The organism is Heyndrickxia sp. FW510-T9 (genome assembly GCF_058781025.1).
In genome coordinates, this window is the sequence record NZ_JBYSWK010000022.1 from 31,656 (window position 1) to 51,111 (window position 19,456).

Consider the following 19,456-nt stretch of genomic DNA (forward strand, 5'->3'; position numbering starts at 1 on the left):
ATATTAAAAAGGGGTTCTTGTCTTTGGAGAAAAAAAATAAATTATTATCATCTGAAAAAATCCTCTTTATCCTTAAAATGGCATTAGGGTCCGGAATAGCTTGGCAAATCTCTGATTGGACAGGTTCGAAGTATCCTTATTTATCAACACTTTCCGTTATTTTATGTCTGCAAGCAACTATTCTTAATTCTGTCCGTTTCTCTGTATCACGAATGATTGGAACCATCTTTGGAGTGGCATTTACCATTTTCTTATATGCAGAATTGCCTTTGAATGGTTGGAGCATTGCATTTATCTTGTTAATTTGTACAGCGCTATCTCTTTTTTTTGGTGCAAATATCACATCAATTCATCAAATTGCCTTATCAACGATTCTCATTCTCGTATTTACTCCTAAATTACATGGGTATGGAATGTATCGTGTTTTCGATACAATTATTGGTATTATTGTAGCAATCCTTATTCACGCATTAATATTGCCGCCAAACTTTACTTCTATTGCTAATGAATCTTTTCAAACTGTGAAGAACTTGCTCGTCAAAAAATTAGAGGGGCTTGCTGTCTGGATAGAAAATGGGGTAAGTAACGATAATTTTTTTCAAGCAGAAATGAATGGTATGGTATGGAATCAACTTCAAGATGCTTTTCAAAATGTTAATAAGGCAGAAAATAGTTTGCGTTTTAACCTTTTTAAGAGAAATAGTAAAAGAGAACTTGAAATAATCAAAGCAAATCTAACTATTTTAAGGAAGGAATTCACAATTATTGAACAGTTTTATGAAAATATTCTGCAGTGGAATGCGCAGGAAACTATATCAAAACAAGATGCTCAGCATTGGGCAGCTAACTTTTTACAATTAGCTTGTTCTTTAAAAAAGTGGCAACCTGAGATTCATATAAATAATGTTAAATATTCGACTATTTACCATCAGATTCTTGAAATAGAAGCTAACAGATTTTTACAAAATATTAAAACAAGTGAATAAAAAAAAGCTAACACTTTGTAAGTGTCAGCTCATCCATCTTATTTAACTATTCGAAGCTTTATTTTTAAATTGTTCATAACTAGTTTGCAATTCTTGCAGACGGCGTTTTCCATCTTCACGATTGCGGACATTTTCTTCCTCGATGGAACGTGTTTCCTCCAACCCTTTCATTATTATGCTCCATGTCTCTTCAATCGTTTCTATTTTAATACTGGAACCTCCAGCAAGACGTGCAATTTCTGCAGATTGTGACGAAACATTTTGTGCATTTCTTATCAGCATTTCATTCGTTCTTCTATCTAACTCACTCATGGAATCTGCAACAAGTTTTTGTCGTTTTGCTGCTATAGCGTTAATTAACCCTGTTTTAAAAATAGGAATTGTCGTGACAAATGCGGAATTAATTTTTCCGATAAGCTTTGTATTCCCTCGTTGCAGCATCCTGATTTGTGGAGCTGATTGAAAGGCTACTTGCTTCGCCATTTCTAAATCGTAAGCACGCTGTTCCAATAGCTCAACAGCATTACGAACAGAATCTAATTCCATTTGAGCAAGCTGATCCATATTAGTAGCGCGGCTTTCCAGTTGTGGAAGTACGTTATTCCTGATATCCTCGATTTTCATTTCTGCAGCTACAATATACTTTTCCAACTGCATGTAATAATTAAAATTCTCTTCGTATAATTGTTCCAATGTTACGGTAGAATTTTTCATTTCAGTTTCATATTTTTTGATTTCTACATATACCTTGTCAATTTCGCCGCCCATAGTTTGATACTTCGCCATTATTTTCTCGATGAATTTTTTGCCTTTTCCAAACATCTTAGAGAAAAGACCCTTATCCTCTACAAAGTCCTTGCTGTCAAACTTGTCCATAATTTTGCCTAAGTGCTTTAACAAGGCGCTTGATTCTTCCATACTGCTTGATTTAATCGTGTTTAACACTCGACCGGAAAAGGCAGATATTTGATTTGCTGGTTCTTTTCCAAATTCTAGTAAGGCAAGCTGGTCTTTCGTGTCAATCTCTTGAGCTAAATGAAGGACCTCAGAATCATTCCGTAATTGTAATTTCAAATCGTTTGGATTTTGCAGTGCCTCTTCCTTTTTTTCGAGATTTAGAGCTTGTAATTCATTCACATTTACTGACATTCTATTTTCCCCTTTTTCTAAAATAATTTATGAATAAATTTTTTAATCATAGCACTTGGTTTATGACGATGCTTTTCAATATCCTCGTCAAAACTAACTCCCTCTAGCCAATGAGCATCAAAAAGAGACGAATCGATAAATAATTCGATATCATTTTGTCCAGTAGGATTATAAAGTAAAATATCTATTCCCAGCTCATTTAACAATAAAAGCATCGCTGCATCACTTCGGGATAGTTCTCCACTGTTTCCATTATTATATATCACGATTCTTGGAACCGTCTGTGAATAATCAAATTGTTGAAGCAGTTTTATTATTTCTTCAGGTAGCTCCATTACAGCAGAAAACATAAATAGTTTTAATTGTTCCTCTGTCTCATGCTCCAATTTGGTAAGTCTAGATTTATCTACATATCGCGAAATTGCTGAAGCCAGTCCAAGCTGTAGCCCCTCCGGCATTTGCTTGTATCTCCACCAATTCCCTTTTACCATTTTCATAGGGTCTAATTTCCCATCGGATAATGCATTTTGAAAATGATATAACTGATTTCCTTTTACCGGTTTTGTAATTGGAAAACTTGTATGTACAGATACTAACTCATAATCCGTTACTTCTTGCGCTCTGCTCCAATATTCCTTTTGATTAGTTGATATCCCTAATACTTTTGCAAAAATGCTGGGAATATAAACCGTTTCATTTTTCACTTCAAAGCTTGGCCGTATAAAAGCTTTTTCTCTCATAATAAGAAAAATTTCATCATACGTTGTTTTAAGTGTGATTGAATGCGGTTTATAGGAACGAAATTGCCATGGTCTGTATAATAATGAGTTATCTGAATGAAGCACCCTTTCCATTTCTTGAGAAGCTTTTTTGGCAACTGTTGATTTCCTTAACGGCTTCTCCTCCGGAAATGGCATTAACGGCTTAACAGAAGGATATGTATACACACTAATGGACTCATCTTTGAAATCCATTAAAACATCCTTTCCATCTGGATGAAAAAGCAACACATCATATCCTAATAAAATCAAAAAGTATAAAAAATAACTCTGGCTTTTAGTAGTATCCCCATACCACAAAATTCTCGGGACGCACCTTTTTAAATCCATGTCTTTAACCCACAGATTGATATGATTCCATGACCATTTTACAGTATCTACAATCAATCTGCGAAAATCAGGATGCAATAAATCAGGATGATTACTCTGGAATATTTGCAGAAGTTGAATGTAGGCAGACCTATAATGTCTGTACCAATCCCCTTTGTCTTTTAATGGAAGCAGTCTTTCCCCCTCCATGAATGCTACAAATCGGTTTATAGACAATCCTTTTTGATCATGATGAATATTCATGATCCTTTGGATAGATTGAAACATATCATTGGAGATAGCCTTGTCCAACTCCTTATCCAAATGATGAACTGGAGACTCCGATTCATGTACAAGCATATATAAAAATTCAAGATAATCCTCTTCATCCATAGGACAGCCCATAAATTTTCCCGTTACTTGTATATATTTGACTTGGTCGTCAGTGTCTAAATACTGACCTCTTTCAGATAAAGGGAGGCCAAATAAACTTTGCCAATCGTGTTGTTTAAGGTCAATCTTTATTGGATGAATGTTCACAGCAAGCCCATTCCTTTCAAAAAATCCATATATCAAATTAAAAATTTCAGTAGCATGTCTGTATAATACTTTTCATTTAGACGCATACTAATAAAATATAGACTATTTTGGAGGTCTATTTGTATGTTCAAATACAAAGTCAACCAGAAGATCACAGAAGAAGTAAAAGGATTGGTAAACGAAATGTTTCAATTTAAAATCCTTTTGTTTTTTGAGTTCGTCGGATTTTCCTTATTATTTTCATTTGTAACAGAAACATTGATTAGTCCAAAACCCAACTTCTTTCTTGTATTTTTCCCATTTCTCTTCACCGTTTCACTTCTATACTGGATTACGAAAACTATTAAAGTAAAAAAGTAACCTAGTTTAAATTACTGATTTTATGATCCCGCAGCAGGAGTAGGACATCTCTTGATACTCTTCAATCGGTACCCCACGTTCCTTTGCCAATAATAAAATATGGGTTACATTTTTATCCATTATATCACGAACAAGTATTTTCCAAGGTACCCTTCTTAACAAAACTCTCGTTGTTTCCCCTACTCCTGGTTTTATTAGATTCATATTCTCTATGTCAAACCATTTTTGAATATACTGTACATCCTTTAATCCCTTCCAATTTGATTCATCCATAATGCAAGTAGAAAGTGTTTCATTTCTTAAGATAGAATCAAATTGTTTCGAAATTTCATCTACATAATAATTTGAAACATCATGTTGATAAAGATTCTTATAAAATTTCGCACCGTGAAAATCAATATCGCTTAGAAGTTCTCGATTTAAAACTGTTCTGCTTATTAAGCCTGATACCGTTGCATTTAAACAAGCATTCGGAATTAGAAAATCTTCTCTCGTCCCATAAATATTGGCGCAATGCCCCGGGTCGGCTAAAACAGCTAAAGAAGTAGATATATTCGTTTGGTCGGCTTGATTGATTTTTTGTATCGATTTATCAAGTTCCAGTTTTATTGCTCCTTTACCAGTCCAGCCATCAATAAATTGAAATTCATAGTCAGGATAACTCTTTCTGAGGTACCTAATGGCATTTTCATCAATGCCACGCCCTCTAATAATCGAAATACTATAATGCGGTAATGAAATTCGGTACTTCGCAAAAATATATCTTTTCACTAATATCCCAATTGGTGTTCCTGCCCTTGCTAATGAAACCAAAAGAGTTGTCATCCCTTTTTCTCTTATGATTTGTTCCGCAATAATCTGTACAGCCCCGGCAATTTTCTCTTTATAAGCATGCAATGATGCTAAGAAGAGATTCTTATATTCCTTAGAAGGTTCATATTCAATTGGAAGCATTTCAGAATAATGCTTTCCACCCTGAATCTTTTCTTCCCTATCTAATGTGGATGTCTCATACATTTTATCGCTAATATCTTTAAGCAAAAAAATGACATCATCATTGGAGTAGGTTCCAAAAGGTTTAGTGTGAACCATTTGCATGAACAACATCATCCTTTCTTGTGCTTAAAGTAACAACAAAAACATTCGGTAAAAGAAGAGCTAATTGATTTATAAGCGGTGCCATTTCCCCTTCAACAAGCTCTCTTTCAAAAAAGACAAATACCTCACTATAAAGGTTCTGCTCAATTTGATAAAAATAATTTTGAATAGAATGATCTTCTGGACAAGGAAATGTGTATTTACTCTGTATCAAATAATCCTCGTTACGAGAAACAAATATCGGGCTTCTCGTTGTTGATTGAAAATAAACCTCTTTGCCCATTAGCGCTGCAATTTTCATAGGCAGATACATCAGTTCACCATTTCCTAAGCAAAGCGTTTTCCCACCGGACCGAAATGGAACTAGTTTTTGAGCAATTGAATGTATATATTGGTTAAACTCTTCATTTTCTGAACTATCCAATCCGAACCTTCCTGTTTGCCACAAATAATTTGCGGTTGATGAATAGTTATAAAATGGAGAGGAAGATGTATTTATATCAGATAAATCGATCGGAACAATCTTGCCAATTGTTTCTGATCGTAGTTTATGAAGTTCTTCCTTTATAGTTTCGTCTTTACAATCTACATATATCTCTCCGCTGATTAAGGATACTACATTAATCTCGATTCCTAATTTGTTTTCCATTCGATGAAATTGATCAATACTTTCTTGCTTTCGCCAATCTAATAAGGTAAGAATTGTATAGCTTTTACGAGGAAATTTATTTTGGATAGATTGAATAATGTTTAAAACGGTATTTCCAGTAGTAAGCTCATCATCAATGAATACAATAGGATTCTGATTTTCAATTTGGCCAGGTTCAATATAGCAATAGTGTGAGGTTGCATGTGAATGCTCCTCTTCAAAATGAATGATTGATTCCTTATTTTCGATCTTCTCTCTTGTAGTATGAATGAAAAAGGCATTTTGGAAGTTTTCAAATACACCATGTCCTAAAGCAGTAGCTGTTTCTGCAAATCCGATAAATATTGTTCTTTGTGGTAGCTCATAAGGTTTTATCTCAAATTTAGAATCAAATTGAGTGATAGATTTTAAAAAGCCATTTCGCTTCAACGCAAATTGTTCGTCCTCTATATGTAAAACTTCCTGCATATATTTACTAGCCAACAAGGAGCTGGCAAGTATAGGAGTTATCGGATTTACGGGAAGATGCTTGCCAAGGACCTTGCTGACAAATAAAAATGATCTTTTTTTATTAATTCTAGCAGCCATTTGGAATAAGGTTTCGGGAGATATTTCAAAATCATTCCTTGATATTTTTACATTTATGGATAAATTATTTAGTATTTTATAAGTGTACTCGTTCACTAAACTGGAGGAGTTGGATAAAACTTTGCTGCTCATGTAACACCCCGTATACTTTAGATTTCAACAATATTTTCTTCGCCCAATGATAATGTGGCTTTACTTCATTCATTTTGTTATGAAACTCGCTGGAAATAACCCCATTATGAGAATGCAAATTATTCAAAATGGAAACGGAATCCATGTACTCTTCATGTGTAACAACATTTAATGCATGGACTAGTTTAATATGTGAGGGATGAATAATTGTTTTTCCGACCATTCCGTTGCTTTTATCAAGGAGAATTTCCTGAATAAAAGCATCATGGTATTCATTATCGATAGGAAAGGAGAACTCTAATCGATTTCTGCCATTAGTATTATTGGGTTTCATATTGAGACCAGAAGATTGAAAATACTCCCAAACGGGGCCAGAAACAACATACTCTTGATCCATTCTTCCAAAAATATTAATAATATCTGCAATACAATCACGAATAACCGCAATATCATAAATTGCAGTATTACAGTCTCTCCTAATTCCAAAAAGACCAGAAAAATCGGTTGCACCTATCCTAATATTTAGAATCATTTCATCATATAAATCGAGCAATTTTTTTATATCTAGCAGTGTTTCCATTCTTGATTCTTTATAAATTACCTCTTTTGTCTCTAAAATTGGTAATGCATAAAGAGATAAACCATATGTATTATTTACCATTACGATTTGTTCAAGAAATTCCTTGCCATTTTCGATATTAAACTTTGGTAATACAAATCCACTTATAAGGGTAGAAGCTGCCCCAAGATCCTCTACAAGCTTTTTGATTTGCACTGGATTTCTAACCCGAATAAAAATAAGTGGAAGATGACATCGAGAAAATTGCATATTATGGATTGCTGTATAAAGCGTTTGCAATTGGACAACACTATTAACTTCCGCAAAAACAACCTCATGGTCGCTTATAGAATCTTCTAAGCAAATAATTATAGAAGTAAGTCCTGCATAATTTCCTCTCAAAAATTTACCAGTTAGGATATCATTAGAAATTTGTGTTCTTGTTCCAGGCATATATAGGGTTGCGCCAAGAGCGTTAGCCAGTATTTCCTTTGGTGAATCCTTTGTCCAACTTTCAGGAGAGACTTGAAAGATAGACTTGAATTGATCATCTGAAAGATATTGAAAATGTCTCAATGTAAACTCTCCTATTCTAGTAATATCCTCACTGGTAATAAGAAATCCGCTAGCCCATAGGCATTAGAACTAGACAAGACTAATCTTGTGGAATAATTAATATTTTAAATAACTTATTCTTTCATAATATTTAAATAAGGGATAAAATTTCTTTTATCCCTTTCAAATCTATCAAGGTTGTCTATTTCAAATTACTAAGAAAACAATTATTTGTTTTCCCCTTCTATTGGTTTTCTCTTAAGAAAATGCACAACAAATGTGGCAAGGAAAATGACAACAAGTATGCTAAAGAAGATGATTTCATTTACATCGAAACCAAATGCTGCAGCAACCATTTTGATACCAATAATGGCGATTAATACAAAGGCTGTAGTTTCAAATTCAGGAAATTTCTCAATTAATTTAAGGAATAATTGTGCGACTCCACGCATCATTAGTACTCCTAAAATTCCACCAAGGAATAATACCCATACTTTATTAGATAAACCAAAAGCAGCAATAACACTATCGATGCTGAAGGTAATATCCATTAATTCGACTAAAAGGACAGTCTTCCAAAATCCGTAGCCTTTGTTTTTGACTCCGTCTTCTTCCTCTTCCTTTTTGATTAAGTTCTTTAATGATAACCATAAAAGGTATAAACCACCTATAACCTTAATCCAAGTGAACTTAATAAGAAATACACCTAATCCGATGGAAATAAACCGGAAAAGATAAGCACCTAAGATACCATAAAATAATGCTTTCTTTTGTTGTTTCTTAGGCAAGTGTTTTACCATTACGGCGAGAACTAATGCATTATCTGCTGATAACAATCCTTCTAAAATAATTAAACTGAAAATAACCCCCCAACTAGCGGGATTAGAAAGTTCAGATGTTATGGCATGCAATGAAAAGAACTCACCGTAATTGTGAAATAAATCATGAAAAAATTGTGTCATTTATTTTTACTACTCCTCTGAAATACTTCCCTTATTTAAACTGCTGTTTTTAAACTGTTAAACCGTAGTTTCGGCATAATGCAGCTAATCCGCCTGAGAACCCGCTGCCAATGGCATTGAATTTCCATTCCCCTTGATGTTTATAAAGTTCACAAACCACTACGGCTGTTTCAATAGAGAAGTCCTCTCCTAAATCAAAGCGGAGAATTTCTTGATCATTTTCAGGATTTACAACCCTTACAAAGGCATTGGAAACTTGTCCGAAATTTTGACTGCGTTCTTCTGCCTCATGGATGGTAACAGTAATACCTATCTTTTCAACATGTTGTGACAGCTTTGGAAAATTGATGATAATTTGTTCATCATCTCCTTCACCCTCACCTGTACGGTTATCACCTGTATGCTCCACACCGCCATCAGGACTTTTCAGATTATTATAGAAAATAAAATCAAGGTCATTTATTACCTTTCCATCTGCATCGGCTAAAAATGCTGAAGCGTCAAGATCAAAATCATGACCTCCATTGTATTTATTTGTGTCCCAGCCTAATCCAATGATTGCTTTCGTAAGTCCTGGATTTGTTTTTGTTAAATCGATTCTTTGCCCTTTGGATAGTACGATTCCCATGATATCACCTCAAAAAGTTTAGTAGATTTATTGAACATCTAAGCCAAAATCTCTAACAAGCGCTGCCAATCCACCCTGGTAGCCGCTGCCAATAGCATTAAATTTCCACTCTCCATTATGACGATATAATTCCCCAACAACAACAGCAGTTTCAATAGAGAAATCTTCGCCTAAATCGTAGCGAATTAATTCTTCACCAGTTGCTTCATTTACGATACGTACAAACGCATTGGAAACCTGTCCAAAATTTTGGTTGCGCGCGTCTGCTTCATGGATGGTGATTGTAAATGCGATTTTATGAATATTGCTTGGTACTTGAACAAGATTAACGGAAATGGTCTCATCATCTCCTTCACCTGCTCCTGTACGATTATCTCCATTGTGAGTAACAGAACCATTGCCGCCTTTTAAATTATTAAAGAATACAAAATCTATTTCAGATGAGCATTTACCATCTGCATTAAGTAAAAAAACAGAGGCGTCCAAATCAAAATCATTGCCACCGTCATATTTGTTTACATCCCAGCCCAATCCTACAATAATGTTTTGAAGTCCTGGATTTGTTTTCGTTAAATCTACCTTCTGACCTTTTGCTAAGCTGATTGCCATTTCCATAACTTCCTTTCAATTATTAATCTATTATGTTTCGTAAAAACATTAAACAAGTTTATTTGCTATTTCACCAATGGAACCATCCCTTGTAGCTTGTCCAATCGCATTAAATTTCCATTCTCCATTATGGCGATAAATTTCTCCTGGAATAAGTGCTGTATATCCACTGTAATTCTCAGTTAAGTTAAAATGTGCAAGCTCTACATTTGTTTTATTATCTTCAATTCGAATAAATGCATTTTCAATCATTCCAAAGTCTTGTCTTTTTTGAACTGCTTGATATATATTAACGACAAATTGAAGAGAGTGAATTCTCGAAGGGATTTTATGTAAATCTATTAAAATTTGTTCATCATCACCATCGCCATCACCTGTAAGATTATCACCAGTATGGCGAATACTTCCACATTGACTTGTCAAGTTACCGAAATAGACAACATCATGTTTGCTTTCTAGTTTTCCTGCTTCATTTAACATTATTACAGATGCGTCACAATCAATATCTGGTGTTCTCATGCCAAAAAATCCTTTTTTCTTCACCGGATCCCAGCCAAGACCAATTAATAATGAACTTAAACCTACGTTTCCTTTTGTTAAATCAATTTTTTGACCTTTTGCTAAAGAAATAGCCAACAGAATCACTCCTTATGTACTTTTTTCGACATTATACTATTTATATTTTACTTTATTCATAGACAATTTCCAATTAAAATACCTTAATGAAAGATTTGGTATTTGTTTTGTTAGAAAAATTGGGTTTCCTGTATTTTTTATTACGAATATCAAGAATAAAAAGTTTCACATGTTCATTATTAATCTTTAACCGAACTAAAAATTAAGGCAGAATTATGTCCGCCAAAACCAAGTGCATTGCTAAGTACTTTTTTTACATCTTTTTTTCTAGCAATATTTGGAACATAATCTAAATCGCACTCTGGATCTTTATTTTCCAAATGAATCGTTGGTGGAATAATTCCGTTTCGAATCGTCATTAACGAGAAGATTGCCTCTACTGCTCCAGCTGCACCCATCATGTGACCAGTCATAGATTTTGTAGAACTTATCGGAATATTATAAGCGTTTTCTCCAAATAATTTTTTTATCGCAGCAGTTTCCGTTTTATCATTGTTTTTAGTACTTGTTCCATGTGCATTTATGTAATCAATTTCTTCTTTTCGTAATCTAGCGTCTTTTAATGCCAATTCCATTACCTTGATGCTCCCTTCTCCACCTGGAGCTGGGCTAGTTATATGGTGCGCATCGCTATTTGTGGCATATCCAATAATTTCTCCATAAATATCAGCATTCCTCTTTATTGCTGAATCAAGGGTTTCTAAGAGAAGAGCACCCGCACCCTCTCCCATTACAAGACCATCTCTATTAGCATCAAATGGTCGACAAGCAGATTCAGGGTCTGGATTGTTAGATATAGCCCCCATAGCACAGAAAGCTCCAATACCAAGCGGTGTAATAGATGCCTCAGCTCCGCCAACGATCATCATTTCTGCATCTCCTCTTTGAATGGCCCTATATCCGTCGCCAATCGCATTCGAACTTGATGCACATGAAAGAACCACACAATTATTATATCCTTTTGCACCAAGGGTAATGGCAACTTGACTAGAAGCCATATTACTAATCACCATCGTTGTAGAAAAAGGGTATAAGTTTTGATATCCACCAGTAATTAAACTCTGATAGCTTTCCTCAAAACTTTCGATGCCTCCTATCGCCGTACCAAAACATACTCCTATTTTTTCTGGTAAGACATCCTTTCCAATAGTCAAGTTCGCATTCTTTACAGCCATAATAGAAGAAGCAACTGCATATTTTGTAAAGCGATCCATTCGATGCCTTTCATTTACCTTCATATAATTGGATAAATCGAATTCTTTAACCTCTGCCGCAGTTTTTGCAGATAAATTAGTTGCATCAAATCTAGATAAATATCCAATCCCTGATTTACCATTTATTGCTGAATTCCATATTTCTTCTAGATGATTTCCTATAGGTGTAACTGCTCCTAATCCTGTTACAACAACCCTCTTCATAAATTTGCAGTCCTCCTGTCTATCATAATTCTTATTTTTTGTATAATTTCGACATATATTTGCAAAAACCTCCAATATTTACTAAATCACTTCGTAAAAAAATCCAAATTGACAACTCTGTCAATTTGGATTTTTTTCTTATTTACTGAAAATACTAGTGCCCGCCTAGATATGCACTTTTCACTTGATCACTTGAATTTAATTCTTCCGCTGTACCAGAAAGAACGACTCTCCCTGTTTCAATAACATATGCTCGGTTCGCAATCGATAATGCCATATTAGCATTTTGCTCTACTAGTAAAATAGTTGTACCAGCTTGGCTTATCTCCTCAATGATCCTAAAAATGGTTTTCACTAGTAATGGTGCTAATCCCATAGATGGTTCGTCCAATAACAGGAGGCGAGGTTTTGCCATTAGCGCCCTTCCCATCGCTAGCATTTGCTGCTCACCACCTGATAATGTTCCGGCAGACTGTTTCTTACGTTCATTAAGCCTTGGAAATAATTGATATACTTTTTCAAGATCTTTTCGTATGTCTACTTTATCTTTTCTTAAAAATGCCCCTAGTTCCAAATTTTCCATTACAGTCATATTAGCAAAAATCCGTCTACCTTCAGGTACATGAGAAATGCCTTGCTTCACAATTGCTTGAGCAGCCTTACCTTTTATGGATTTTTTCTCATATAATATTTCACCATTTTTGGGCTTTATTAAACCAGATATAGTTTTCAATAGAGTACTTTTTCCGGCACCATTTGCTCCAATTAATGTTACAATCTCCCCTTGATTAATTTCCAATGATACTCCTTTTAATGCATGAATATTCCCATAAAAGACATCTATATTTTCAACTTTTAGCATTATGAGACCTCCTCGCCTAGGTATGCTTCAATAACTTTTGGATTGTTTCTAATTTCAGACGGAGATCCCTCAGCAATCAGCTGTCCATGATCAAGTACATATATTCTTTCACAAACTCCCATAACTAGCTGCATGTCATGCTCAATTAGTAATACAGTTAAATCAAATTTTTCACGTATAAAGCCGATTAAATTCATTAATTCTTCTGTTTCATACGGATTCATGCCCGCAGCGGGCTCATCTAATAATAAAAGCTTAGGCTGAGTAGCAAGAGCACGTGCAATTTCCAATCGCCTCTGCTGCCCATAAGGTAAATTCTTTGCTTTTTCATGGATATATCTTTCAAGCTTAAATATTTTCAAAAAGTCAATCGCTTTTTCTTCCATTTCTTTTTCACCAGCAAAATAGGATGGGAGTCGAAAGATGGAACTTAGAATCCCATGTTTTGAATTGGCATGGTAGGCAACCTTGACATTATCAAGAACAGATAGCTCATTAAATAGACGGATATTTTGAAAGGTACGACTAATTCCTCTTCTAGTAATTTGATATGGTGCTTGACCATTTAATCTTTTTCCATCAAGAAAAATATTTCCTTCTGTAGGAATATACACACCTGTTAAAAGATTGAAAAATGTCGTTTTCCCAGCGCCATTAGGTCCAATTAGTCCTACTAATTCCCCTTTTTTAATCTCTACATTTGTATTTGAAACAGCTTTTAAGCCACCAAATTGTATCCCTACATTTTCAACCTTAAGCAACATTTTGTTTTCCATCATGCTTCCCTCCATTTGATGGCTTTCCTTTTTTGAAGAAGGAAGTAATCTCTTTTGTACCTAATAATCCTTGTGGACGGAAAAGCATCATTAGAATTAATACTAGAGAGTAAATAATCATTCTTGTTTCTGGGTAATCTTGAAGGAAAGTAGAAACTATGCTTAATAATATTGCCGCAATCACTGATCCTGATAAACTTCCTAAACCACCTAAAACGACAATAATTAAAATATCGAATGACTTCATGAATCCGAATGATCCAGGCGAAATTATATAAAAAGTATGGGCATATAATCCTCCGGCAGCACCAGCAAAAAAGGCGCCAATTACAAATGCCATTACTTTATAGTAAGTGGTGTTAATCCCCATTGCATCCGCCGCTATCTCATTTTCACGAATGGATATACATGCTCTGCCATGTGTAGAGTTAGTAAAATTAAGAATAACCAATATCGATATAACCATACACCAAAATGCCCATGGCCAAGTAGTTAAATTATCGACCATCATTCCACTTGCACCACCGACATACTTAATATTCAGTAAAGTGATGCGGACAATTTCTCCAAATCCAAGAGTGGCAATAGCTAAATAATCCCCTTTTAATCGTAAGCTGGGAATACCAATTATTAAACCGGCTATGGCAGCAGCAATTCCGCCAATTAATAATGAAAGTGCAAATGGTAAATGTAATTTCATCGTAATAATAGCTGCTGCGTATGCACCTATTGCAAGAAAACCGGCATGACCAATGGAAAACTGCCCCGTTATTCCAATTATTAAGTGTAGGCTGACAGCTAAAATAATATTAATGACGATAACATATAAGGTATTGATATAATAATCATTAATGAACTGGCCGGAAATTAAGAACTGTAAGATTGCAAAGACGATAATTGCTGCTATTATATTAATATAAAACCCTTTAAACTGTTTTACTTTCAGCATAAATACGTCTCCTTTCTATACTTTTTCCCTCATATTTTTACCAAATAATCCTGATGGACGGAAAATTAATATAAGAATTAAGACGATGAATGCAGCCCCATCTCGCCATAACGAAAATCCAAATGCACTGACAATTGCTTCAATTACTCCAAGCAAAATACCGCCAACCATTGCACCTGGAATGATACCTATGCCTCCGAGAACTGCTGCGACAAATGCTTTAATTCCCGGAATCATTCCCATTAATGGCTCAATTTTAATGTAATAAATACCAAATATAACACCTGCGGCACCTGCTAGTGCAGAACCAATAGCAAATGTTGCGGATATCGTTCTATCCACATTTATCCCCATCAATTTAGCTGCTTCCACATCAAGAGAGACGGCACGCATTGCTTTCCCTGTTTTTGTTTTATGAACAATAAATTGAAGAATAATCATAAGTACGATAGATGTAACAAGGATTAAAATAGATTGACTGCTAATACTTACTCCAAAAATGTCATATGTTTTATTAGGAAGTACGTTCTGTGGATATGCCTCAGGCTGTGCTCCGTGAATATAGACCATTCCATACTCAATAAATAAAGAAACACCAATTGCCGTAATTAAAGCAGCAATCCTCGTTGCATTACGTAATGGTTTGTAGGCAATTCGCTCAATTAAAACTCCAAAAATCGCACAAACAAGCATGGATAACAGCAATGCAGGCAGAAAACCTAAATGTAAAAATGTAATAGAATAAAAACCTATAAAGGAACCTACCATGAAAACATCCCCATGGGCAAAATTAATCAATTTAACGATTCCATACACCATCGTATAACCGAGCGCGATTAGCGCATATATACTTCCGAGAGATATACCATTTACTAATTGTTGTATGAATTCCATTTTCGCACTCTCCTTGTATATCATTTTCCACCAATGTGTTAAAACTTTAATAGGGGGACAAGTCCCCCTATTAAGCGGTATTTTCTTATGGATTTACTTTTGCTTTAAATTGTTGCTTTCCGTCAACATATTCAAGGATAACAGCAGATTTAACCGGGTTATGTTTATCGTCAAATGTAAATGTTCCGGTTACTAGCTGCAAATCTTTAGTCTCTTCAAGGGCTTTTTTAATTTTAACTGGATCGCCGCTACCTGCACGCTTAATAGCATCTGCAATTAAATAAAGGGAATCGTAACCAAGGGCGTTAAATCCGTCTGGTTCCCCGCCATATTTATCTTTAAATGCTTTTACGAAATCTTGTACCTTTTGATCTTCCGTATTTTCTGAAGAATAGTGATTAGTGATGAAGGTATTATTAAGTGCCTTTGCCCCAGCAATTTCCACTAATTTTGGAGAATCCCAACCATCACCACCCATAATTGGTACAGTAATACCTAGATCACGGGCTTGTTTTACAATTAGACCTACCTCTTCATAGTAACCAGGTACAAAGATTACTTCCGGATTTTTTGCTTTAATACGTGTAAGCTGTGCTCTAAAATCGGTATCTTTTGCTAAATATGCCTCTTCACTTACAACGGAACCGCCATTTTTGATGAAGGTATCTTTGAAGTTACTTGCAAGGCCCTTCGCATAGTCACTCGCACTGTCAATTAAGATTGCTCCATTTTTAGCGTTTAAATTGTTACTAGCGAAATTTGCTGATACAATCCCCTGAAAAGGATCGATGAAACAAGTTCTAAATACAAATTCGTTTAATTTTCCATTATCAAATGTTACATTTGAGGCAGTACCAGATGTTGTAATAAGTGGAACTTTCTTATCATCTACAATTTTAACTTGTGCCAATGTATCTCCACTTGTTGCGGCACCAATAATTGCAGACACTTTATTTTGACTTATTAATTTAAGTGCAGCACTTGTTGCTTCCTGTTGATCTGATTTATTATCGACTTTTACAATTTTTAACTTTTTCCCGTTAATACCTTTTTTATTGATTTCTTCGAGTGCAAGTGCAATCCCTTTGTCAGCTGATTGTCCATATGAAGCAACTTGCCCAGACAGCTCAAGATTTTCACCAATTAAGATCGTATTGGAATCTTTTCCAGATCCTCCCGATGTTGAGGTTCCACAGCCAGCAATGACACCTGTTGACAGCAATAATGACAACATAATTCCTGCAATTTTTTTGTTTTTCATCTTCTGCCCCCCACTTTTTTTAATAATAAACGATATAAAGTATTAACCTCTTTAAATATTATTATTTTCGACTATTTTGATAAACAATAATATTCTGAAAATATTGTACATAATATTTCATTTCCCGTCTATACTATCCGTAGAAAAAGTTCAAAAAATACTAAATTTATTAAAAATAATTCTATCTAATAATAAAAGACTATGATGAATGACCTCTTACAGATTTGTTATAGAAGTGTTTACATACCTAACTTCATTTCACTGTGATTCATTGAAAAAATATTGTATAGTCAAAGAGAGGGAACATTTTAATTATTGTAAATGTTCTTCCGTTTCATTTGCAATTTCTAAAAGTAATGAAATAATATTTTAAAATTTGAAAGCATTACTGTTAAATTAGGAGGAAAAAAATGAATTGGATAGATATATCACAACCATTAACAAATAATATTGCCGTTTGGCCAGGTGATACTCCATTTTCATATGTTGTTGAGGTTACAAAAGAACATAGTGGATCGGTAAATATAGGGAAGGTCACCATGAGCATTCATACTGGCACACATATTGACGCCCCTTTTCACTTTGATAATAACGGGGGAAAAGTGAAAGATTTAGATATATCTATTTATGTAGGAAATGCCAGAATCATAGATGTTACCCATCTACATACGATTGGAGCAAAAGAACTTGAACAGTATGACTTAGACGGAGTATGCAGGTTGCTGTTAAAAACAAAAACATTTACTACTCCAACCGTTTTTCCGAACAGCATTCCTTGTTTGAATACTAATCTAGGACCTTTTCTCAAACAAAAGGGAATCAAATTATTTGGTGTAGATGTACCTTCTGTTGATCCGCTCGATAGTAAGGAATTAGCAACCCACCATTCACTTTTTGAGAACGGGATCCATATTTTAGAAAACGTTGTTTTAGAAAATGTCGAACCCGGGGATTATCATTTAATTGCCCTACCATTAAAAATCGAAGATGCAGATGGCAGTCCTGTTCGTGCAATTATAAGACCAACAAAATGACTAAAAAAAAAGATTTTGAAGGAGTGGGAGTATGGAGGAAAAACAAATAAACGAAGGGATCTATACAGATTTTACAAATAAAATGACTTATGGAGAGTATTTAATGCTTGATGAGCTTCTTTCCAGTCAAAAAAGATTATCGGATCATCATGATGAAATGCTTTTCATAATTATTCATCAAGTAAGTGAGTTATGGATGAAGTTGATTCTCCATGAAGTCACTGCTGCTATTCATTCTATTCAATCAGGGGAACTGGCAGCTGCATTTAAAATGCTGGCAAGAGTTTCAAAAATACAAACACAAATTATACAGGCATGGGATGTCTTATCGACTTTAACTCCATCTGAATACATGGAATTCCGTGATAAATTAGGGCAAGCATCAGGATTTCAATCGTATCAATACCGCATGATAGAGTTTGCCCTAGGATATAAAACGAAACATATACTGGCAATCTATCAAAAGGATCCTGTTCTCCACACTGAACTAACGAAGGCAATAAAAGCACCAAGTTTATATGATGTTGCTATTATGGCACTCGCAAAAGAGGGCTTCTATATCGAACCTCAGATGTTAAAGAGAGATTTCTCAACCCTATATGAGGCTAATCATTCCGTCGAAGCTGCATGGCTAACGGTATACAAAAATGTCGATCAATATTGGGATTTATATCAATTAGCCGAAAAACTGGTAGATATAGAGGATTGGCTGCAGCAATGGCGTTTCCGTCATATGAAAACAGTAGAAAGGATTATCGGACATAAAACAGGAACTGGCGGATCAGCTGGAGTTAGCTACTTGAAAAAAGTTTTAGAACATCGATTCTTTCCAGAGCTATGGGATTTGCGTACTAAATTATAAGGTGAATATCACATTTTGAAAAACTAGGCAAAAACCCAGAGTTTGTCACATATTCACTCCAAATTCATATGATAGTTAAACTAAAAATTGATTTTAGGGGTGAAAAAATTGAAATCTACTTATCAAGATGCATTAGCATCTTATGGTATTGGAGGTGCACATCCTGGGGGATTGCATTTAACAAAGCAAATCTTACAAAACGAAAAAATCCTACCCAGTACAACGATATTAGATGCAGGATGTGGAACCGGGCAAACGTCAGCATATCTTGTCAATGCATATAGTTGTAATGTTACAGCCATTGACCATCATCCAATAATGGTAGAAAAGGCGAAGCAACGTTTTTTAAGAGAGGAGCTTCCCATTCAAGTAATCCAAGGAACCATAGAAGAATTACCTTTTCCCGACCAGTCCTTTGATATGGTTATTGCGGAGTCTGTAACTGCCTTCACCAATATTAATATAACGCTAAAGGAATATAATCGTGTCTTAAAACCGAACGGGATTCTATTAGATCTCGATATGACAGCAGAAGAACCGCTGAGTGACGAAGAAAAAGATACTATTTGTTCTGTTTACGGGATGGAAAATGTCTTAACAGAGGCTGAATGGACCACGCAAATGAAGGAATCGGGATTTTTTCCGATAGAGGTTGTGTCTGGAACATCGATTTTGTCCCACTTACAACAACCGCAACCATTTTCTGACCCAGAATTTAATATGTCCCCTAACGTTTCACCCGAATTAGTTGGAATCTTAATTGCGCATAATGAAGTAACCAATACTTATGGCCACTTAATCGGTTTCCGTGTATTTCGGGCATTAAAAAACTCATAAATAAATTGCCCATCGTTCTTGAAA

Annotated in this window: 20 protein-coding genes; 5 read left to right on the plus strand and 15 right to left on the minus strand. The window is 34.9% G+C overall.

From position 1 onward, the window contains the following. The first annotated feature begins 23 nt into the window (after positions 1-23). A complete protein-coding gene (locus tag AC3WJF_RS12700; RefSeq protein ID WP_492452706.1) occupies positions 24-986 on the plus strand; it encodes an FUSC family protein in 963 nt (320 codons plus the stop codon). Positions 987-1,028: 42 nt separating this feature from the next. Here AC3WJF_RS12700 and AC3WJF_RS12705 read toward each other — a convergent pair whose 3' ends face one another. Together AC3WJF_RS12705 and AC3WJF_RS12710 are read right to left on the minus strand one after the other, a co-directional pair. Beyond that, complete coding sequence (locus AC3WJF_RS12705; protein ID WP_492452708.1) at positions 1,029-2,135, minus strand: toxic anion resistance protein; 1,107 nt, start codon at positions 2,133-2,135, stop codon at positions 1,029-1,031. A gap of 17 nt (positions 2,136-2,152) precedes the next feature. Further along, the gene (locus AC3WJF_RS12710; protein ID WP_492452709.1) at positions 2,153-3,763 is read right to left on the minus strand and encodes a YceG family protein; all 1,611 of its coding nucleotides are present in this window, start codon (positions 3,761-3,763) and stop codon (positions 2,153-2,155) included. A gap of 123 nt (positions 3,764-3,886) precedes the next feature. On the opposite strand from AC3WJF_RS12710, the gene AC3WJF_RS12715 reads away from it, so the two are divergent. Beyond that, positions 3,887-4,123: a hypothetical protein gene (locus AC3WJF_RS12715; protein ID WP_492452711.1), complete on the plus strand. Its 237-nt coding sequence runs from the start codon at positions 3,887-3,889 to the stop codon at positions 4,121-4,123. Positions 4,124-4,129: 6 nt separating this feature from the next. On the opposite strand, the gene AC3WJF_RS12720 is transcribed toward AC3WJF_RS12715, so the two are convergent. The 13 genes from AC3WJF_RS12720 to AC3WJF_RS12780 all read right to left on the minus strand — a co-directional run bounded on the left by AC3WJF_RS12720 (position 4,130) and on the right by AC3WJF_RS12780 (position 16,699). Continuing rightward, positions 4,130-5,215 (minus strand): cysteine protease StiP family protein, encoded by a 1,086-nt coding sequence (locus AC3WJF_RS12720; protein WP_492452764.1) that lies wholly within the window; start codon positions 5,213-5,215, stop codon positions 4,130-4,132. Next, a complete protein-coding gene (locus AC3WJF_RS12725; protein ID WP_492452713.1) occupies positions 5,202-6,590 on the minus strand; it encodes a phosphoribosyltransferase family protein in 1,389 nt (462 codons plus the stop codon). The genes AC3WJF_RS12720 and AC3WJF_RS12725 overlap by 14 nt, the downstream gene beginning before the upstream one ends. Beyond that, positions 6,535-7,725, minus strand: coding sequence for an HpcH/HpaI aldolase/citrate lyase family protein (locus AC3WJF_RS12730; RefSeq protein WP_492452714.1), 1,191 nt, complete (start codon positions 7,723-7,725; stop codon positions 6,535-6,537). Before AC3WJF_RS12730 ends, AC3WJF_RS12725 begins: the two co-directional genes overlap by 56 nt. 206 nt (positions 7,726-7,931) lie before the next feature. Continuing rightward, positions 7,932-8,666, minus strand: coding sequence for a TerC family protein (locus tag AC3WJF_RS12735; protein WP_492452716.1), 735 nt, complete (start codon positions 8,664-8,666; stop codon positions 7,932-7,934). A 49-nt stretch (positions 8,667-8,715) separates the two neighbouring features. Next, positions 8,716-9,294 (minus strand): TerD family protein, encoded by a 579-nt coding sequence (locus AC3WJF_RS12740; RefSeq protein ID WP_492452718.1) that lies wholly within the window; start codon positions 9,292-9,294, stop codon positions 8,716-8,718. Between the two features lie 27 nt (positions 9,295-9,321). Beyond that, the gene (locus AC3WJF_RS12745) at positions 9,322-9,903 is read right to left on the minus strand and encodes a TerD family protein (RefSeq protein ID WP_492452720.1); all 582 of its coding nucleotides are present in this window, start codon (positions 9,901-9,903) and stop codon (positions 9,322-9,324) included. 48 nt (positions 9,904-9,951) lie between these two features. Then, positions 9,952-10,539: a TerD family protein gene (locus AC3WJF_RS12750; protein WP_492452722.1), complete on the minus strand. Its 588-nt coding sequence runs from the start codon at positions 10,537-10,539 to the stop codon at positions 9,952-9,954. Positions 10,540-10,718: 179 nt separating this feature from the next. Further along, positions 10,719-11,957, minus strand: a complete 1,239-nt coding sequence (gene fabF, locus AC3WJF_RS12755; RefSeq protein ID WP_492452724.1) for a beta-ketoacyl-ACP synthase II — start codon at positions 11,955-11,957, stop codon at positions 10,719-10,721. Between the two features lie 154 nt (positions 11,958-12,111). Continuing rightward, entirely contained in the window at positions 12,112-12,819 is a 708-nt protein-coding gene (locus tag AC3WJF_RS12760; protein ID WP_492452726.1) for an ABC transporter ATP-binding protein, read from the minus strand. Then, complete coding sequence (locus AC3WJF_RS12765) at positions 12,819-13,598, minus strand: ABC transporter ATP-binding protein (RefSeq protein WP_492452728.1); 780 nt, start codon at positions 13,596-13,598, stop codon at positions 12,819-12,821. The genes AC3WJF_RS12760 and AC3WJF_RS12765 overlap by 1 nt, the downstream gene beginning before the upstream one ends. Then, positions 13,573-14,544, minus strand: a complete 972-nt coding sequence (locus tag AC3WJF_RS12770; RefSeq protein ID WP_492452730.1) for a branched-chain amino acid ABC transporter permease — start codon at positions 14,542-14,544, stop codon at positions 13,573-13,575. Before AC3WJF_RS12770 ends, AC3WJF_RS12765 begins: the two co-directional genes overlap by 26 nt. Before the next feature lie 15 nt (positions 14,545-14,559). Further along, complete coding sequence (locus AC3WJF_RS12775; protein ID WP_492452732.1) at positions 14,560-15,438, minus strand: branched-chain amino acid ABC transporter permease; 879 nt, start codon at positions 15,436-15,438, stop codon at positions 14,560-14,562. A gap of 85 nt (positions 15,439-15,523) precedes the next feature. Further along, positions 15,524-16,699: an ABC transporter substrate-binding protein gene (locus tag AC3WJF_RS12780; RefSeq protein ID WP_492452734.1), complete on the minus strand. Its 1,176-nt coding sequence runs from the start codon at positions 16,697-16,699 to the stop codon at positions 15,524-15,526. Positions 16,700-17,109: 410 nt separating this feature from the next. Between AC3WJF_RS12780 and kynB the strand changes: the two genes are divergently transcribed. The 3 genes from kynB to AC3WJF_RS12795 all read left to right on the plus strand — a co-directional run bounded on the left by kynB (position 17,110) and on the right by AC3WJF_RS12795 (position 19,432). Then, positions 17,110-17,733: an arylformamidase gene (gene kynB, locus AC3WJF_RS12785; RefSeq protein ID WP_492452736.1), complete on the plus strand. Its 624-nt coding sequence runs from the start codon at positions 17,110-17,112 to the stop codon at positions 17,731-17,733. Between the two features lie 31 nt (positions 17,734-17,764). Next, on the plus strand, positions 17,765-18,595 hold the full coding sequence (kynA, locus tag AC3WJF_RS12790) for a tryptophan 2,3-dioxygenase (RefSeq protein WP_492452738.1): 831 nt from the start codon (positions 17,765-17,767) through the stop codon (positions 18,593-18,595). 108 nt (positions 18,596-18,703) lie between these two features. Further along, positions 18,704-19,432, plus strand: a complete 729-nt coding sequence (locus AC3WJF_RS12795) for a class I SAM-dependent methyltransferase (RefSeq protein WP_492452740.1) — start codon at positions 18,704-18,706, stop codon at positions 19,430-19,432. The last annotated feature ends 24 nt before the right edge of the window (positions 19,433-19,456 follow it).